This window comes from Neorhizobium sp. IRS_2294, from assembly GCF_050500145.1.
GTDB lineage: Bacteria > Pseudomonadota > Alphaproteobacteria > Rhizobiales > Rhizobiaceae > Neorhizobium > Neorhizobium soli.
Window position 1 is genome coordinate 617,004 of sequence record NZ_CP191440.1, and the last position, 15,497, is coordinate 632,500.

Consider the following 15,497-nt stretch of genomic DNA (forward strand, 5'->3'; position numbering starts at 1 on the left):
GCTGTTCCTCAGCGGCTGGGTCAAACAGGAATGGCGGCACTGATGGCCTTGGCGGTCGCGAGCGCCGCAAGTCGGATCTCCTCCATCCGGCCGGGAGCCGTACCGGCGAGAAAAGGCACGCTCAGCGCTGCGATCATCTTGCCCGTCTGGGTGAAGATGGGCGTGGCATAGGCTTGGATGCTGGGCGCGTTCTCGCCCTTGTCCTGCGCCCAGCCGAGGCGGCGGATGCGGGCAAGCTCGCTGCGCAGCCGCTTCGGGTCGGTCAGGGTCTTCGGGGTGAAACCCTTCAACGGGCGCGACATCTGGTAGGCCAGATCCTCTTCCGAAAGATGGGCGAGCAGCAGCTTGCTGGCCGCCCCCGCATGGATCGGCATTCTCTGGCCGGGCGCCACCGTCAGCGCATATTCGCGTCGGCCCTGTGCCGTCGCCAGCACCAGCACGCCGTCCTGGTCGAGAATGCTGAGCTTCACGCCCTCGCCCAGATCCCCCGCAAGCTTGTCGAGGAACGGCTGGCTGATCGCCGCCAGATCGTAGTCCGTCGCGCGCACGCCCACATGGGCCGCCAGCGCAAGCAGCCTGCGGCCGAGGTGATAGGCACCGTTCTCGTCGCGGTAGACGACCTGATGCTGCTGGAGCGAGTTGACGATGCGGTAGATCGTGGTGCGGGGAAGCTTGAGCGCGCTTGTCAGATCGCTGATCGTCAGCCCTTTGTCCGTCTTCTCGATCTCCCCGAGCACGTCCATCAGGCGGTCGATCACGGGAATGGTATGCTTGCTCACGCCTTCGTCAACGATTTCGCTCATCCGCAACCTTCCTGTTGACAATCCCTGCTCCGGTATTAGCATACATATCTGAACTGTCAAAGTTCATATCTGAATAATTCATGGAGGGAATTGTTTGGATATCGCCCGGAGGAGCATTCGTGACCTTTGTCTGCGCCCAGCTGCCGGCCCATCCGGCAGCTGCGCGCGCGGCGCCCAACCATGCCTCCCGATCTGTCTGGCACACCGATAGGAGTTCTAAAATGCTGACCGTTTCCTCGATCGCCCATGTCGCCATCCGCGTCAAAGACATCGACCGCACGCTTGCCTTCTACATCGACAAGCTCGGCTTCAGCGAGTTGATGCGGCTCGACCGCGATGGACGGCTCTGGCTCGTCTATCTGCGCATCACCGATGATCAATACCTGGAGATATTCCCCGAGGCAGAGGGCGAGAACGTTCCGGGTCCGGAAGCGCTGGGCTACAACCACATGTGCCTCGCAGTGCCGGATATCGAGCAGACGGTACGCGAGCTGGAGTCGGCGGGCATCGCTCTGATCCGGCCAAAGATCAAGGCCCTGGACGGCAACTGGCAGACCTGGATCGCCGATCCGGACGGCCACCGCATCGAACTCATGCAGATGGCGCCGGACGGCATGCAGGCCCAGGCGATTGCACGCCGGAACGGACACTGATCATGGCGCGGATCACCTATCTGACGACCATCGACTTCGGGCCGGGCGAACTCCAGCAATTGCAAAACGCGATTGCCGAGCTGAAGCTTGCCCGACCGCTGCTGATCTCCGACCGGGGGCTTGCCGCCTCGGGCCTGGCGGAACGGGTCCGCGCGATGCTTCCGGAAGGGACTGCGATCTATCTGGACACACCATCCAATCCGACCGAGCAGGCGGTGCAGGATGCCCTTGCCCTTTACCGGACGCATGACTGCGACGGCATCGTTGCGCTGGGCGGCGGCTCGCCGATCGATCTCGCCAAGGGCGTGGCGTTGCTGGCCACCCATGATGGCCCGCTGGAAACCTATGCCGCGATCTATGGCGGCGTCGACCGCATCACCGCTGCCGTTGCACCGGTCATTGCCATTCCCACCACGGCCGGCACCGGGGCAGAGGTCGGCCGCGCCTCCCTGCTGACGCTTCAGGATGGCCGCAAGCTGGGCTTCATTAGCCCCCACCTCATCCCGCGGCGCGCCATTTGCGATCCGCTTCTGACGCTCGGACTGCCCCCAGGGCTTACTGCCGCAACCGGGCTCGACGGCCTGTCCCACTGCATCGAAACCCTTCTTTCGCCCCGCTTCAACCCGCCCGCCGAAGCGATTGCGCTCGACGGTGCCGGTCGCATCTGGCGCAACCTGCCCAGAAGCTTCGACACGCCCGGTGATATCGAGGCGCGAACCGAAGTCATGATGGGCGCGCTGCAGGGCGGCCTCGCCTTCCAGAAGGGATTGGGCGCTGTGCATTCGCTCAGCCATGCGCTGGGTGGCCTGAAAGAGCCGCGCCTGCACCACGGAACGCTGAACGCCATCCTGATGCCGATCGTGCTGCGGTTCAACGCGCCGGCCTCGGTCGACAAATTTGCGCGGCTGCGCGCAGCCATGGGACTTGCGCCGGACGCCGATATTTCAGGAGAGCTGGACCAGTTGAACCGCCGGCTCGGCATTCCAACCGGCCTCGCAGCCCTTGGCGTCACCCCCGACTGCTCCGATTACGTGATCGAGCGGACGCTCGCCGACCACAGCCACGCCACCAATCCTGTTCCCCCGTCCGGGCAGGAGTATCGCACGATGCTCCAGGAAGCCCTGGCCTGAAGGAAAGACTGTACATGAAAATCACGGCCCTCAAGACCTTCGTCGCCAATGTCCAGCGCACCAACTTCGTCTTCGTGAAGCTTTATACGGATGACGGAATTGACGGGGTCGGCGAAGCGACGCTGGAATGGAAGACCAAGACCATCGTTGCGGCGCTGGAGGAGCTCGAGCGCGTCCTCATCGGTCGAGATCCCTTCGCAGTCGATGCAATCGTCGAACAGCTGCACCGGGACAGCTACTGGCGCACCGGCGCGGTCTTTCGCACGGCCCTGGGCGGCATCGAAGCTGCCCTGCTCGACATCAAGGGCAAGGCGCTTGGCGTGCCGGTCTATGAGCTGCTCGGCGGCAAGTTCCGCGACCGCGTGGAATGCTACGCCAATCACTGGTTCTTCGGCGCAACCACGCCCGAACAATATGCATCCCAGGCGAAGGCGGCAGTCGCCATGGGCTACCGGGCGCTGAAATGGGACCCCTTCGACACCGCGGATCTGGAGATGGATCGCCGGCAGCGGCGCCAGACCATCGAGATTGTCGAAGCCGTCCGCGATACCGTGGGTCCCGATATCAACCTCATGCTTGACGTGCACGGCAGGCTGAACGTGCCGACTGCGATTGCCATGTGCCGGGCGCTGGCGCCCTACGACCTGACATGGATCGAGGAGCCGACACCGCCCGAAAGCATCGACGCGCTGGTTGAAGTCCGGGCGGCAAGCCCCGTGCCGATCGCGGCCGGCGAGCGCTGGTACGAGCCGGGCAAATTTCTCGAGGCCCTCTCCAAGAAGGCGGTCGATGTGCTGCAGCCGGACGTCTCCCACGCCGGCGGCCTGTCGGAAACCAAGCGGATCGCTCACCTCGCGCACATGCACCTCATCCCGGTCGCACCCCACAATCCCGTCGGCCCGGTGATGAACGCGATGACGCTGCATGCGGCGGTCGCCATGCCGAATTTCTCGGTCTTCGAGACCGTCTCGATCGACGTTCCCTGGCGCCGGGAGCTGGTGCGGGAAACCCTGCAGTTCGAAAACGGCGCAATCCTGGCGCCGACGGCACCGGGTCTTGGGGTGGAGCTAAACGAGGAAGCCTGCGCCCGCTTCCCCTATGAAGCGACCAATGTACCGCTCTTCGATGGATCGATGAATACCAGCGGCGTTGCGACCGGCAAGCAGACGCTCTCGGGCGACCGCAATGACGCCGGTCCCGGCCAAGACCGTTGACAGATGCCGGCCCAGGCAACATAGTTACATGTAGAACAGGTAGTATTCATATTTGAACTACCTTTCTGCGGCGAACGGAGGATTGCTGCGTGAGGATTGGACTTTCCCTTTACGGCCCGCTGCTGAGCGAGGCAGGCGCACGCTTCGCCAGCCAGCTGGGCGTCGAGGACGTTGTCGTTCACCTGACCGACTACACGCGCAATGCAGATGGTTCGGCCTACGCAGCCGGAGGTGTCGGCCCGATCAACGGAGAGTGCATCGACGCGCCGCTCTGGAGCTTCGAGCGCATGGCATCCCTCATTGAGATGTTCGGGCGCCTCGGCTTGCGGATTGCAGCGCTGGAAAACATCTCGCCCAATTTCTGGTCAGACATCCTGCTCGACGGTCCGAAAAAGCATGCGCAGATGCGCGATCTGCAGCAGATGGTGCGCGATATGGGGCGCGCCGGCATCCCTGTGCTCGGCTATAACTTCTCGATCGCCGGCGTCTGGGGATGGCAGCGCAAGCCGATCGCCCGCGGCGGCGCTGTGACAGCGGTCTTCGCCATGGACGAGATCGAGGCGCAGACCCCGGTGCCCGACGGCATGGTCGGGAACATGCGCTATCGTCCCGCGGTGAAGAGCGCCCAGCCGGAAACGGTTGATGACGCCACCTTGTGGTCGCGGCTCGAATGGTTCCTGCAGGAATTGGTGCCTGTGGCCGAGGAAGCCGGCGTTCGGCTGGCAGCGCATCCGGACGACCCGCCGGTCGAGCGGCTGCGGGGGACGGCGCGCCTTGTCAACGAACACACGAAATACGACCGGCTGCTCTCGATCGTCGACAGCCCTTCCAATGCGCTCGAGTTTTGCATCGGCTCGCTGGCGGAAATGCCCGATGGCGACATCTACGAGACGACCCGTCGCTTCGCCCGAGCCAAGGCCATTGCCTATGTGCATTTCCGCAACGTCCGCGGAACGGTGCCGAACTACGTCGAAACCTTCGTGGATGATGGCGACGTGGACATGGGCAAGATCCTGCGCATCCTGAAGGAGGAGGGTTACGACGGCGTTCTGGTGCCGGACCATGTTCCGGAGCTTGATTGCGCTGAACCCTGGCACGCCGGCCATGCCTATACGGTTGGCTACATGAAAGGCCTCCTTGCGCAGGAGAGCCGCGCCAAGGCGCAGGCCCCGCTTCATCAAGACGTCGAGGCACGAGCATCAAAGGTGTCCGCACGATAGATCGGAACTGGCCGCAAGGTCTGGGAAATGCAGCAAGAACTCTGGGAGGAGATCATGAAAACGATGACGATTAAATTGGCAATGGCCGCGACGGCATCCTTTCTCGCCATGTCGGCAAGCGCATGGGCGGGCCAGGTAGTCTGGTGGACGCCGAATTTCAACGAGGCCCGGGCCCGCCAGCTGGTGGAGACATTCCAGGCGGCCAATCCGGGTGTGACGGTCAAGCTGGAGACGACCACGACGGACGGCCTTCCCCAGCGCATCCTGACGGCGCTCCAGTCAGGCGCCGCTCCCGACGTGATCGACGTGCAGCACGCCTGGGTGAACGGATACGCCCAGAACAAGCTGGTCGTTCCGCTCGACGAGGCAGTGACGCAACGCGAGGACTACATCCCCGCCGCTCTCCAGTACAACACCTGGAACGGCAAGCTCTGGGGTGCGCCCTACCGGATCGAGACCCACGCGATCATCATCAACCGGGGAGACTTCAAGGCGGTCGGGCTTGACCCGGACAAGCCCCCGCAGACCTGGGAAGCCTTTGCTGACGCGGCCAAGAAGCTGACCGTCAACGGCAAGTCCGGTTTCGCCATCACCGGCGGCGGCGAAGTGGGCAACACCATCTTCCGCTCGCTCCCCTTCATGTGGATGCTGGGCGGCGGGATCATCTCCGACGACGGCAAGAAGGTTCTGGTGGACAGCCCGGAATCGGAGAAGGCCGTCAGCTTCTATACGGACTTCTTCAAGAACCACCTTTCGCCGTCCTCGACGCTCGAAAATGACGGCACTGCGAACCGCCGTCTCTTCATCGCTGAGAAGGTCTCGATGTACCAGTCGGGCCAGTTCGACATCCAGTCGATCCGCAAGGAAAACCCGAAGATCGACATCGGCGTCATTCCCGTTCCGCATCCGGAAGGGGCAAAGACAGCCGTGATCCTGGGTGGCTGGAGCCTGGTGGTTCCGAGCTCCGCCAAGAACCCGGACGAAGCGAAGAAGCTCGTTGCCTTTCTGTCCAAGTCGGAAAACCAGGCAATTCTGACCGATACCTTCCCGGCGCGGATCTCGGCCATGAACGCCGAGCGGTTCAACGATCCGATCCTCAAGGTCTTCAAGGACATGCTCCCCTTTGGGCGGCCGGTACCGGCCCATCCGAACTGGGTGCAGATCTCCCAGGCCTATTTCGACGGCATTCAGCGCATCCTGCTCGGCGACGAGAGCGTGAAGGATGCCATGGATGGCGCCGCCTCTGAAATCGAAGGGCTCCTCTAAAGCCTGCACGGCCGGAGGGTGGCTTTCTGCTGCCCTCCGATCACTGGTGATGGAGGATGATACCGATGCAAAAACAATCGACAGGCTACCTCTTCATTCTGCCGGCACTGATGGTGCTCGGCATGCTGATTGCCTACCCGGTGGCCTATACCGGACTTCTCAGCGTCACGGACAATGCCGGCAACTTCGTCGGCCTGGAAAATTTCCGCCGCGTCCTTGCTGCCCGCGCCACGCCCATTGCCTTCTGGAACACGCTCTGGTGGGTGCTCGGCTCAATCATCTTCCAGGTCCTGTTCGGCGTCATGGCGGCAATCCTGCTGAACCAGAATTTCCGTGGGCGGGCGATCGTCCGCTCGGTGACGCTGGTGCCCTGGGTGGTGCCCGGCATCGTGGCGGCCACCACCTGGGCCTGGATGCTGCACACCGAATTCGGCATCATCAACTACATGCTGACGGCGCCCGGGCTGATCGACAAGCCGATCGGCTGGCTGACCAACGGCAACACGGTCATGCCCGTGATGATCGCCATCAACATCTGGAAGATGTTCCCCTTCGTGGCCATCATGGTGCTGGCCGGCCTGCAGTCCATTCCCAACGACCTCTATGAGGCCGCCCGGATCGACGGTGCCAGCTTCTGGGAAGAGGTCTGGTACGTCATGCTGCCGCAGGTCCGCTCCGTGATCGTCGCCATCACCCTGCTTCTGGTCATCTGGGCGCTGAACCATATCACCATCATCTACGCCATCACCCGCGGCGGCCCCGCCAACAAGACGCTGATCACGCCGATCCAGATCTTCCGCACCGCCTTCGACGGCATGCAGTTCGGCCAGGCAGTCGCCCTTTCGGTGATGTTCTTCGGCGTCGCGATCGTGATCGTCTTTATCTACATCCGAACCCTGGCCTCCAACCCGGAGGAAGCGCGATGAGCGGCAAGACCTCTAAATTGACCCGCCCTGGCCTGCCCGGATGGCTGATCCTCGTCGGCTCCGTGCTTCTGGTGCTGGTGTGCCTCTTTCCCTTCTGGTGGATGGTCGTCTCGTCGGTCAAGACACTGCGCGAGCTCTATACCGTGCCGCCGATCTGGTGGCCCGACACCCCGACCTTCCAGAACTACAGCAACGTGCTGTTCCAATCGAACATCCCGCGTTACTTCCTCAACAGCGTCATCGTATCGGCGGGCTCGACCGGTCTTGCGCTGATCCTGGCGATCTTTGCCTCCTACGGCTTTGCCCGCTTCAAGTTCAAGGGCAAGCCGCTCCTGCAGTCGCTGGTGCTCGTGGCCCAGCTCCTGCCTACCGCGGCCATCATCGTTCCGCTGTTCATCACGCTGCGCTTTCTAGGCCTAGTCAACACCTACTGGGGCCTGATCCTCGTCTACATGATCATCACCCTGCCGCTCTCGGTCTGGATGCTGACGAGCTATTTCAAGAACATTCCCGTCGAGCTGGAAGAGGCGGCGATCATCGATGGCGCGAGCCGCCTCGAATGCCTCTTCCGCATCACCCTCCCGCTGTCGCTGCCGGGCATCGCTTCGGTGATGGTCTATGCCTTCGTGACCACCTGGAACGAGTTCATCTTCGCACTCTGCTTCGCGACCGACTCCTCGGTGAAGACGCTGCCCATCGGCCTTGCGGAATTCTCGACGGAATTCAACACCGATTGGGGCGCCGTCATGGCGGCATCCGTCGTCATGACGCTCCCGATCGCCATCCTGTTCCTATCCATGCAGCGCCTGTTCGTTGGCGGCCTCACGGCCGGCGCGACCAAGGGCTGAGACTGAAAGGAAGTCTATGACCTACCAGTCCCCCATCCCCCAACTCGGCCTTGGGACCTTCGGGCGCACCGGCGAGGAAGGCATCGAGGCCATTCTGGCCGCCCTCGAAATTGGTTACCGCCACATCGACACCGCCCAGAGCTACGGCACGGAAGCCAATGTGGGAGAGGCCGTCGGCCGCTCCGGCCTGCCCCGCGCCGACCTGTTCATCACCACCAAGGTGGCCGATACAAATCTCGCGCGACAGGATTTTGCGGCAAGCGTGGAAGAAAGCCTGGAGACGCTGGGCCTCGACCAGGTGGACCTCCTGCTCATCCACTGGCCGTCGCAGGACGACCTCGTGCCCTTCGAAGACTACATGCAGGAACTCGTCAAAGCCCAACAGCGCGGCCTGACACGGCTGATCGGCGTGTCGAACTTTCCGATCGCCCTGCTCGAAAAGGCCATGGCGCTCCTTGGACCCGATGCGCTCGTGACCAACCAGGTCGAGATCCATCCCTACCACCAGTCGCCGCGGCTGGTCGCCTATTGCCGCAGCAAGGGGTTGAGCCTCACCGCCTACCAGCCGCTCTACAAGGGTGCCGTCAACGACGACGCGCTGCTGCAGGAGATCGCCGCGGCCCATGGCGTCACGGCATCAGCCATTGCGCTCGCCTTCCTTATGGCCGAGGGCCATGCCGTCATCCCGGCTTCCGGAAGCAGGCAGAACCTCGAGCGCAACTTCGCGGCCCTTAAGGTTCAGCTGTCGGACGCAGACATCCAGCGCATCGGCGCGCTTGACCGCGGCGCGCGCCACATCAACCCCGCCAAATCTCCCCGTTGGGACGATTGAACCGCTTCAGCGACAGGAGACACTCTTGGCCCCGCTCACAATCAACGACGTTCGCAAGTCCTACGGCGCACTGGAAGTCCTGCACGGCGTCAACATCGATATCACCGACGGTGAATTCGTGGTGCTGGTCGGCCCCTCCGGCTGCGGAAAATCCACGCTCCTGCGCATGCTGGCAGGGCTGGAAGACATCTCCGCCGGAGAGGTTTCGATTGGCGGACGCGTCGTCAACGCGCTTCAGCCCAAGGAACGGGACATCGCCATGGTGTTCCAAAGCTATGCTCTCTATCCCCACATGACCGTCGAGCAGAACATGGGCTTCTCGCTCAAGCTCGCCCGGGCCCCGAAGCAGGACGTGCGCGATCGGGTCCTCGATGTGGCAAAGACCCTCAACCTCGAGGATTACCTGCAGCGCTATCCCCGCCAGCTTTCCGGCGGCCAGCGCCAGCGCGTTGCCATGGGCCGCGCCATGGTGCGCAACCCCGAAGTCTTCCTGTTCGACGAGCCGCTGTCCAATCTGGACGCAAAGCTTCGCGTCAAGATGCGCTCCGAGATCAAGCAGAACCACCATCGTCTCAAGACCACCACCGTCTACGTGACCCATGACCAGGTCGAGGCCATGACCATGGCCGACAAGATCGTCGTGATGAACGCCGGCCGATTGGAACAGGTGGGGTCGCCGCTCGAACTCTACGACCGCCCTGCAAACATCTTCGTCGCCGGCTTCATCGGCTCGCCCGCCATGAACCTCATCGCAGGCAGGATTGTCGACGGTCACTTCCTCGGCGCCGATGGAACCCGCATGACGGTGCCTGCATCGGCAGCCCGCCTCGAGGGCCAGGAAGTCAAGCTCGGCATCCGGCCAGAACATCTGGTCATCGATCCGCAGGGACATCCCGCCGAAATCCTGACCGTCGAGCCGACGGGAGCGGAAACACTCGTTCTCATGCAGCTTGCCGGGCACGAGGTCGTCGGCGTCTTTCGCGAACGCATCATGCTTGCGCCGGGCAAGACCCTGGCGCTCTCGCTGATGCCCGATCACATTCACCTCTTCGATACGCAAACGGGCCTGCGCATCCCCCTGTCTCCGGAGGCCTGAACATGGCGATCTATCCGGATCTGCAGGGCAAGACGGTTTTGGTGACGGGCGGGGCAAGCGGCATCGGCGCTGCCCTCGTGCGGGCCTTTGCCGAACAGGGATCCCGCGTCGGCTTTCTCGATCGCGACGTGGAAGCCGGCGAGGCGCTGATGCAGGCGCTCACCGCAGAGGGGCGCCACGTGCTCTTCGTGCCCGTCGATCTGCGCCACATCGAGGCCCTGCGGGCGGGCGTCGAGAAGGTGCGGGAAACCTTCGGCGGGATCACCGTTCTCGTCAACAATGCCGCCCATGACGAGCGCCATGCCGCCGAGGACGTGACGGAGGAATATTTCGACGAGCGCATGGACACCAAATTCAAGCATCAGTTTTTCGCCTCGCAGGCGGTGTTTTCCGACATGAAGTCAGGCGGTGGCTCGATCATCTGCATGAGCTCCATCACCTGGATGGCAGGTTTCGGCGGCATGCCGCTCTACACGGCCGCCAAATCCGCGGTGATCGGTCTTGTCCGCTCCCTGGCGCGTGACTTCGGACCCTTCGATATTCGCGTCAATGCCATCACGCCCGGATGGATCATGACCAAGCGCCAGCTGGAACTCTGGCTGACACCGGAGGCCGATGCGATGCGGGCCGAGCGGCAGGCGCTCAAGCGCCGGCTGCAGCCGGAGGATGTCGCCAAGCTGGCGCTCTCCCTCGCATCCGACGATGCAAGCGGCATCACCAGTCAGAACTACGTCGTCGACGGCGGATGGGTCTGACCCACCCGCCGACCTGCCCATTCTCCACATCGAGGTTAAGTGCAATGCAGTCCCCTTCAGACATCAAAGACATCACCCGCCCGCCCCGCGCGCTTTGCGATGCGCTCGCCAGGATCGGCACCGCCACCGCAAGCAGTGAGCTCAGCCTCATGGGCATCCGTGACCCGCAGATCCGCGGCCCGCAGCCGCTAAATCATGGACGATCGGTGGCTGGGCCGGCTGTGACGCTGCAGTGCATGCCGAAGCGCGAAGACCTCTACGGCGCCAACGAGTACGACAACCCGGAAGTCCAGCTGCATCGGCATGTCCTTTACCCCGCCCAGGCGGGCGATATGGTCGTCGTTGACGCACGGGGCGACATGGCAAGCGGCATCTTCGGGGAAATGATGCTGACCTTCCTCGCCGGTCGTGGCGGCGCCGGCATCGTGGTGGATGGCTGCATCCGCGATTCCGCCAAGGCGAAGGAACTCGATCTCGGCATCTGGGTGCGCGGCGTCACGCCCAATTACCACGCCCAGACAAACCTGATCCCGTTTGCCGTCAACGTACCGGTCGCCTGCGGCGGTGTTCTGGTCATGCCAGGCGACATCATTGTCGCCGACGACGACGGTGTCATCGTAGTGCCCGTGGCGCTGGCCCCCGAGGTCATCGAGCGTTCCAGCGAACACGCCGAATGGGAAGAATTTGCTCGTATACGGCTGTCAGAGGGTGGCGACCTGCGCAAATATTATCCGCTCACGGAGGGCGTCCGGGACGAGTACCTCGCCTGGCGGGACGCACAGGCATCCCGTCTCTGATCCCTGCCGTTTCCAATCGCCGGGAGGACAGTCACGCCCCTCCCGGCCCATTGAAGGAAGACCCATGCCAGCACCGCAAACTGTCGAAGGCCTCATGGCCGAAGAAAGCGATCTTGCGCTTGCGAGGTTTGACTACGGGACGGCCTGGGAACTGGGGAGCGAAATGCGCGGCATCGCGGCCGAGGCAAACCTCCCGGTCGCGATCGAGATCACCCATCAGGGCGCCGTGGTGTTTTCCACGCTCCTGCCGGGAGCCACGCCCGACAACATTGCCTGGGCCCGGCGCAAACGCTTGGTGGTGGAGCATTTCCAGCACAGCTCCCTCTATATGCGGTTGCTCTGTGAGAAGAACGGCGTCGACTTCCACAGCCGGTACCGCCTGGCGCAGGCGGACTATGCCGCGAGCGGCGGCGGCGTCCCCATCATGGTGAGCGGCGTCGGCCTCGTCGGCGTCGTAGCGGTCAGTGGCCTACCTGATATAGAGGATCACGCACTGGTCACGTCAGTACTAAGACAGCTCTTCAAAAGCCGTGGCAGTCACGAGTCGCGAGAATAGTCAGGACGCGCGCATCGGGTCGCCGATGAGCGGGCAGTTGCAGCGACGGATCCGCATTGAAAATTCCGGCTTTGAAGAGGTGGCTCGGGAAATCTGCACAGCGGGGATAAGTGGAATTTCTGCCTGACTTCGGCTTAGATGCCAGGAACAGGAGATACCATGACGAGACGACCGCGCCGGAACCATAGCCCGGCTTTCAAGGCAAAAGTGGCGCTCGCCGCCATTCGAGGCGAGCAGACGCTGGTGGAACTGTCCCAGCAGTTCGACGTGCACGCCAACCAGATCAAGCAGTGGAAAGACCAGCTCCTTGAGGGAGCGACAGGCGTTTTCGGCGATGAAGCGAAGGCGGAACCGGCGGGTCCAACCGTCGATGTCAAAACGCTGCACGCCAAGATCGGGGAGCTGACGCTGGAGAATGATTTTTTAGCCGGAGCGCTCGGCAAGGCGGGATTGCTGAGCGGAAAGAAATGATCGACCGCGAGCATAAGCTATCCGTCGTGCGCCAGGCGAAGCTTCTCGGCTTCAGCCGTGGCAGCGTCTATTATTCGCCGCGTCCGGTGTCTGACGGCGATCTGGCTCTGATGCGCCGGATCGACGAGTTGCATCTCGACTACCCATTTGCCGGAAGTCGGATGTTGCAAGGGCTCTTGAGGGGAGAAGGGCTGGAGACTGGGCGGCTGCACGTCGCCACGCTGATGAAGAAGATGGGCATCGAGGCGATCTACCGTCGCCCGAACACTTCGAAACCGGCTCCCGGTCACAAAATCTATCCGTATCTCCTCCGCAAGCTGGCGGTCACCCGCCCCAACCAGGTCTGGGCGATGGACCTGACCTACATCCCCATGGCGCGGGGCTTCGTCTATCTTTGCGCGGTCGTCGACTGGTTCAGTCGGAGGGTTTTGTCGTGGCGGCTGTCGATCACGATGGAAGCAGCCTTCTGTATCGAAGCGGTCGAGGAAGCGCTTGCCCGCTACGGAAAGCCGGACATCTTCAACACCGATCAGGGCTCGCAGTTTACCTCCGTCGACTTCACGGCGGTGCTGAAAAAGGCTGAGATTGCCATCTCGATGGATGGCAAGGGTGCGTGGCGGGACAACGTCTTCGTCGAGCGGCTCTGGCGTTCGATCAAATACGAGGAAGTCTACCTCCACGCCTATAAAACAGTGTCCGAGGCCCGCGCTGGCATCCGCCGCTATCTGACCTTTTACAATAGCCGACGCCCACATTCATCCCTTGACCGGAGGACGCCGGATCAGGCCTACTTCAACGCGCTGGCACCAATGATGGTGGCGGCATAATCGAGGCGGAAATCCACTTAGCGAAACGCCCGAAACTGTTCAGACAAACCGAGCCAGCTCTTTGACGACCAGCTTGAGGAGTTGAAGACCATGCGTGAGAAACTTGCTTTAGAGCGTGCTTAACGGATGTGGTCGCTGGGGTTTTTGGGAGCAGATCGCTATGCTTAGGGCGTAGGTCAATCCAGACACGGTCGGTCGCCATCCGCAAGACTCCTTCCCCCTCGCCCTTTCCTTCTCCATCGCGTTCTCTGATGCGCACGACAAAAAGCCCCGCTGATGATGACCGAGCGGGGCTTTGATTTGGGTGATTTTAGGTGTTGTTTGGTTGCGGGGGCAGGATTTGAACCTGCGGCCTTCAGGTTATGAGCCTGACGAGCTACCGGGCTGCTCCACCCCGCGCCAAGCGAATTTGGCTTTGCCAAATTTCGCGTCTGCGTAAACCACGTTGCGGTTTACGTGTAGTTCCGGAGCAAATCCGAAGGATTTGTCTCCTGTGAGGGACGCACCGGCTACAGACCGAACGTCCCATTATTTCGTTAAACCCCAGCAACGACAAAAGGCCGCTTTGGGAGCGGCCCTTGGTTTGGCCAGGGGCCGGTTTGTTATGTGTGAGAAGATTGTTTGGTCCATCCTTATGGATGGCATTGCCTTTAATAGACCTGGCAGCGACCTACTCTCCCGCGTCTTAAGACGGAGTACCATTGGCGCAGGGGTGTTTCACGGCCGTGTTCGGAAAGGGAACGGGTGCAGCCACCCCGCAATGACCACCAGGTCGATTAAGGGCAATGTATGCGTTGCAATGGGCGACCATTGCAACACTATGTCGAGAAGCTGGCGGGGGCGAACCCCCTTTTGTCTTAGTTGAACACGTCTTTGTTTGCCGGCTGGTTTGTCGGAGCGTAGCTCCGCAAGGCCAGAGGCCGTCGCCGAACGTCCGGCGGCCCGTCCGGAGCGTTGTTCACGCGTCAGGACAAAACAGATGTCATCATCAAGGTGCGCAGCACCTTGATGAGCATAGTCAATGAGAACGATGAAGCCAATCGGGCTATTAGTAAGGCTAAGCTTCATGCATTACTGCACGTCCACACGCCTCCTATCAACGTGGTCGTCTTCCACGGCCCTGATAGGGAATACTCGTTTTCAGGTGGGTTTCCCGCTTAGATGCCTTCAGCGGTTATCCCTTCCATATATAGCTACCCTGCTATGCCGTTGGCACGACAACAGGTCCACCAGAGATATGTCCATCCCGGTCCTCTCGTACTAGGGACAGATCCTGTCAATATTCCTACACCCACGGCAGATAGGGACCGAACTGTCTCACGACGTTCTGAACCCAGCTCACGTACCGCTTTAATTGGCGAACAGCCAAACCCTTGGGACCTGCTCCAGCCCCAGGATGCGATGAGCCGACATCGAGGTGCCAAACAACCCCGTCGATATGGACTCTTGGGGGTCATCAGCCTGTTATCCCCGGCGTACCTTTTATCCGTTGAGCGATGGCCCTTCCACGCGGGACCACCGGATCACTATGACCGACTTTCGTCTCTGCTCGACTTGTCAGTCTCGCAGTCAGGCGGGCTTATGCCATTGCACTCGACGACCGATTTCCGACCGGTCTGAGCCCACCATCGCGCGCCTCCGTTACTCTTTCGGAGGCGACCGCCCCAGTCAAACTACCCACCATACACTGTCCCGGATCCGGATAACGGACCGCGGTTAGACATCCATGACGATAAGGGTGGTATTTCAAGGATGGCTCCACGAGAACTGGCGTCCCCGCTTCAAAGCCTACCACCTATCCTACACATGCCGACACGAATGCCAGTGTAAAGCTATAGTAAAGGTGCACGGGGTCTTTCCGTCTAACCGCAGGAACCCCGCATCTTCACGGGGAATTCAATTTCACTGAGTCTATGTTGGAGACAGCGGGGAAGTCGTTACGCCATTCGTGCAGGTCGGAACTTACCCGACAAGGAATTTCGCTACCTTAGGACCGTTATAGTTACGGCCGCCGTTTACTGGGGCTTCAGTTCAAAGCTTGCACCTCTCCCTTTAACCTTCCAGCACCGGGCAGGCGTCAGGCCCTATACGTCGTCTTTCGAC

Annotated in this window: 14 protein-coding genes, 1 tRNA gene and 2 rRNA genes (1 of these 17 only partly in view); 13 read left to right on the top strand and 4 right to left on the bottom strand. The window is 61.8% G+C overall.

Annotated elements, in window-relative coordinates; all coding sequences use genetic code 11:
- Positions 1–20: 20 nt before the first annotated feature.
- Positions 21–803 carry an IclR family transcriptional regulator gene (locus ACQY1K_RS20075; RefSeq protein ID WP_184656085.1) on the bottom strand — a complete coding sequence of 261 codons (783 nt, stop codon included), beginning with the start codon at positions 801–803 and terminating at the stop codon, positions 21–23.
- Between the two features lie 221 nt (positions 804–1,024).
- Between ACQY1K_RS20075 and ACQY1K_RS20080 the strand changes: the two genes are divergently transcribed.
- From ACQY1K_RS20080 to ACQY1K_RS20140, 13 genes are all read left to right on the top strand, one after another.
- Positions 1,025–1,456: a VOC family protein gene (locus tag ACQY1K_RS20080; protein ID WP_184656084.1), complete on the top strand. Its 432-nt coding sequence runs from the start codon at positions 1,025–1,027 to the stop codon at positions 1,454–1,456.
- 2 nt (positions 1,457–1,458) lie between these two features.
- Entirely contained in the window at positions 1,459–2,586 is a 1,128-nt protein-coding gene (locus ACQY1K_RS20085) for an iron-containing alcohol dehydrogenase (protein ID WP_430260511.1), read from the top strand.
- 14 nt (positions 2,587–2,600) lie between these two features.
- Entirely contained in the window at positions 2,601–3,800 is a 1,200-nt protein-coding gene (gene dgoD / locus ACQY1K_RS20090) for a galactonate dehydratase (protein ID WP_184656082.1), read from the top strand.
- Positions 3,801–3,889: 89 nt separating this feature from the next.
- Positions 3,890–5,020, top strand: coding sequence for a mannonate dehydratase (locus ACQY1K_RS20095; protein WP_430260513.1), 1,131 nt, complete (start codon positions 3,890–3,892; stop codon positions 5,018–5,020).
- A 63-nt stretch (positions 5,021–5,083) separates the two neighbouring features.
- The gene (locus tag ACQY1K_RS20100; protein WP_246454187.1) at positions 5,084–6,286 is read left to right on the top strand and encodes an ABC transporter substrate-binding protein; all 1,203 of its coding nucleotides are present in this window, start codon (positions 5,084–5,086) and stop codon (positions 6,284–6,286) included.
- A 65-nt stretch (positions 6,287–6,351) separates the two neighbouring features.
- Positions 6,352–7,212, top strand: a complete 861-nt coding sequence (locus ACQY1K_RS20105; RefSeq protein ID WP_430260515.1) for a carbohydrate ABC transporter permease — start codon at positions 6,352–6,354, stop codon at positions 7,210–7,212.
- A complete protein-coding gene (locus ACQY1K_RS20110; RefSeq protein ID WP_158478640.1) occupies positions 7,209–8,060 on the top strand; it encodes a carbohydrate ABC transporter permease in 852 nt (283 codons plus the stop codon). Before ACQY1K_RS20105 ends, ACQY1K_RS20110 begins: the two co-directional genes overlap by 4 nt.
- 16 nt (positions 8,061–8,076) lie before the next feature.
- Entirely contained in the window at positions 8,077–8,892 is an 816-nt protein-coding gene (locus ACQY1K_RS20115) for an aldo/keto reductase (RefSeq protein ID WP_430260517.1), read from the top strand.
- A 25-nt stretch (positions 8,893–8,917) separates the two neighbouring features.
- Positions 8,918–9,988 carry an ABC transporter ATP-binding protein gene (locus tag ACQY1K_RS20120; protein WP_430260519.1) on the top strand — a complete coding sequence of 357 codons (1,071 nt, stop codon included), beginning with the start codon at positions 8,918–8,920 and terminating at the stop codon, positions 9,986–9,988.
- 2 nt (positions 9,989–9,990) lie between these two features.
- On the top strand, positions 9,991–10,743 hold the full coding sequence (locus tag ACQY1K_RS20125; protein ID WP_430260521.1) for an SDR family NAD(P)-dependent oxidoreductase: 753 nt from the start codon (positions 9,991–9,993) through the stop codon (positions 10,741–10,743).
- 44 nt (positions 10,744–10,787) lie between these two features.
- Positions 10,788–11,540, top strand: a complete 753-nt coding sequence (locus ACQY1K_RS20130) for a ribonuclease activity regulator RraA (protein ID WP_184656074.1) — start codon at positions 10,788–10,790, stop codon at positions 11,538–11,540.
- A 64-nt stretch (positions 11,541–11,604) separates the two neighbouring features.
- Complete coding sequence (locus ACQY1K_RS20135; protein ID WP_184656073.1) at positions 11,605–12,096, top strand: heme-degrading domain-containing protein; 492 nt, start codon at positions 11,605–11,607, stop codon at positions 12,094–12,096.
- A 159-nt stretch (positions 12,097–12,255) separates the two neighbouring features.
- Positions 12,256–13,394 (top strand): IS3 family transposase gene (locus ACQY1K_RS20140; RefSeq protein WP_430257338.1). Its coding sequence is split into 2 segments (ribosomal slippage): positions 12,256–12,523 and positions 12,523–13,394, totalling 1,140 coding nucleotides; the frame shifts between segments, so codons are not numbered across the junction.
- Between the two features lie 322 nt (positions 13,395–13,716).
- Here the strand turns inward: ACQY1K_RS20140 and ACQY1K_RS20145 are convergent.
- The 3 genes from ACQY1K_RS20145 to ACQY1K_RS20155 all read right to left on the bottom strand — a co-directional run.
- Positions 13,717–13,793: transfer RNA gene (locus tag ACQY1K_RS20145), tRNA-Met, on the bottom strand.
- Positions 13,794–14,051: 258 nt separating this feature from the next.
- Positions 14,052–14,166, bottom strand: a 5S ribosomal RNA gene (gene rrf, locus ACQY1K_RS20150).
- Between the two features lie 255 nt (positions 14,167–14,421).
- A 23S ribosomal RNA gene (locus ACQY1K_RS20155) occupies positions 14,422–15,497 on the bottom strand; it runs 1,738 nt beyond the window's last position.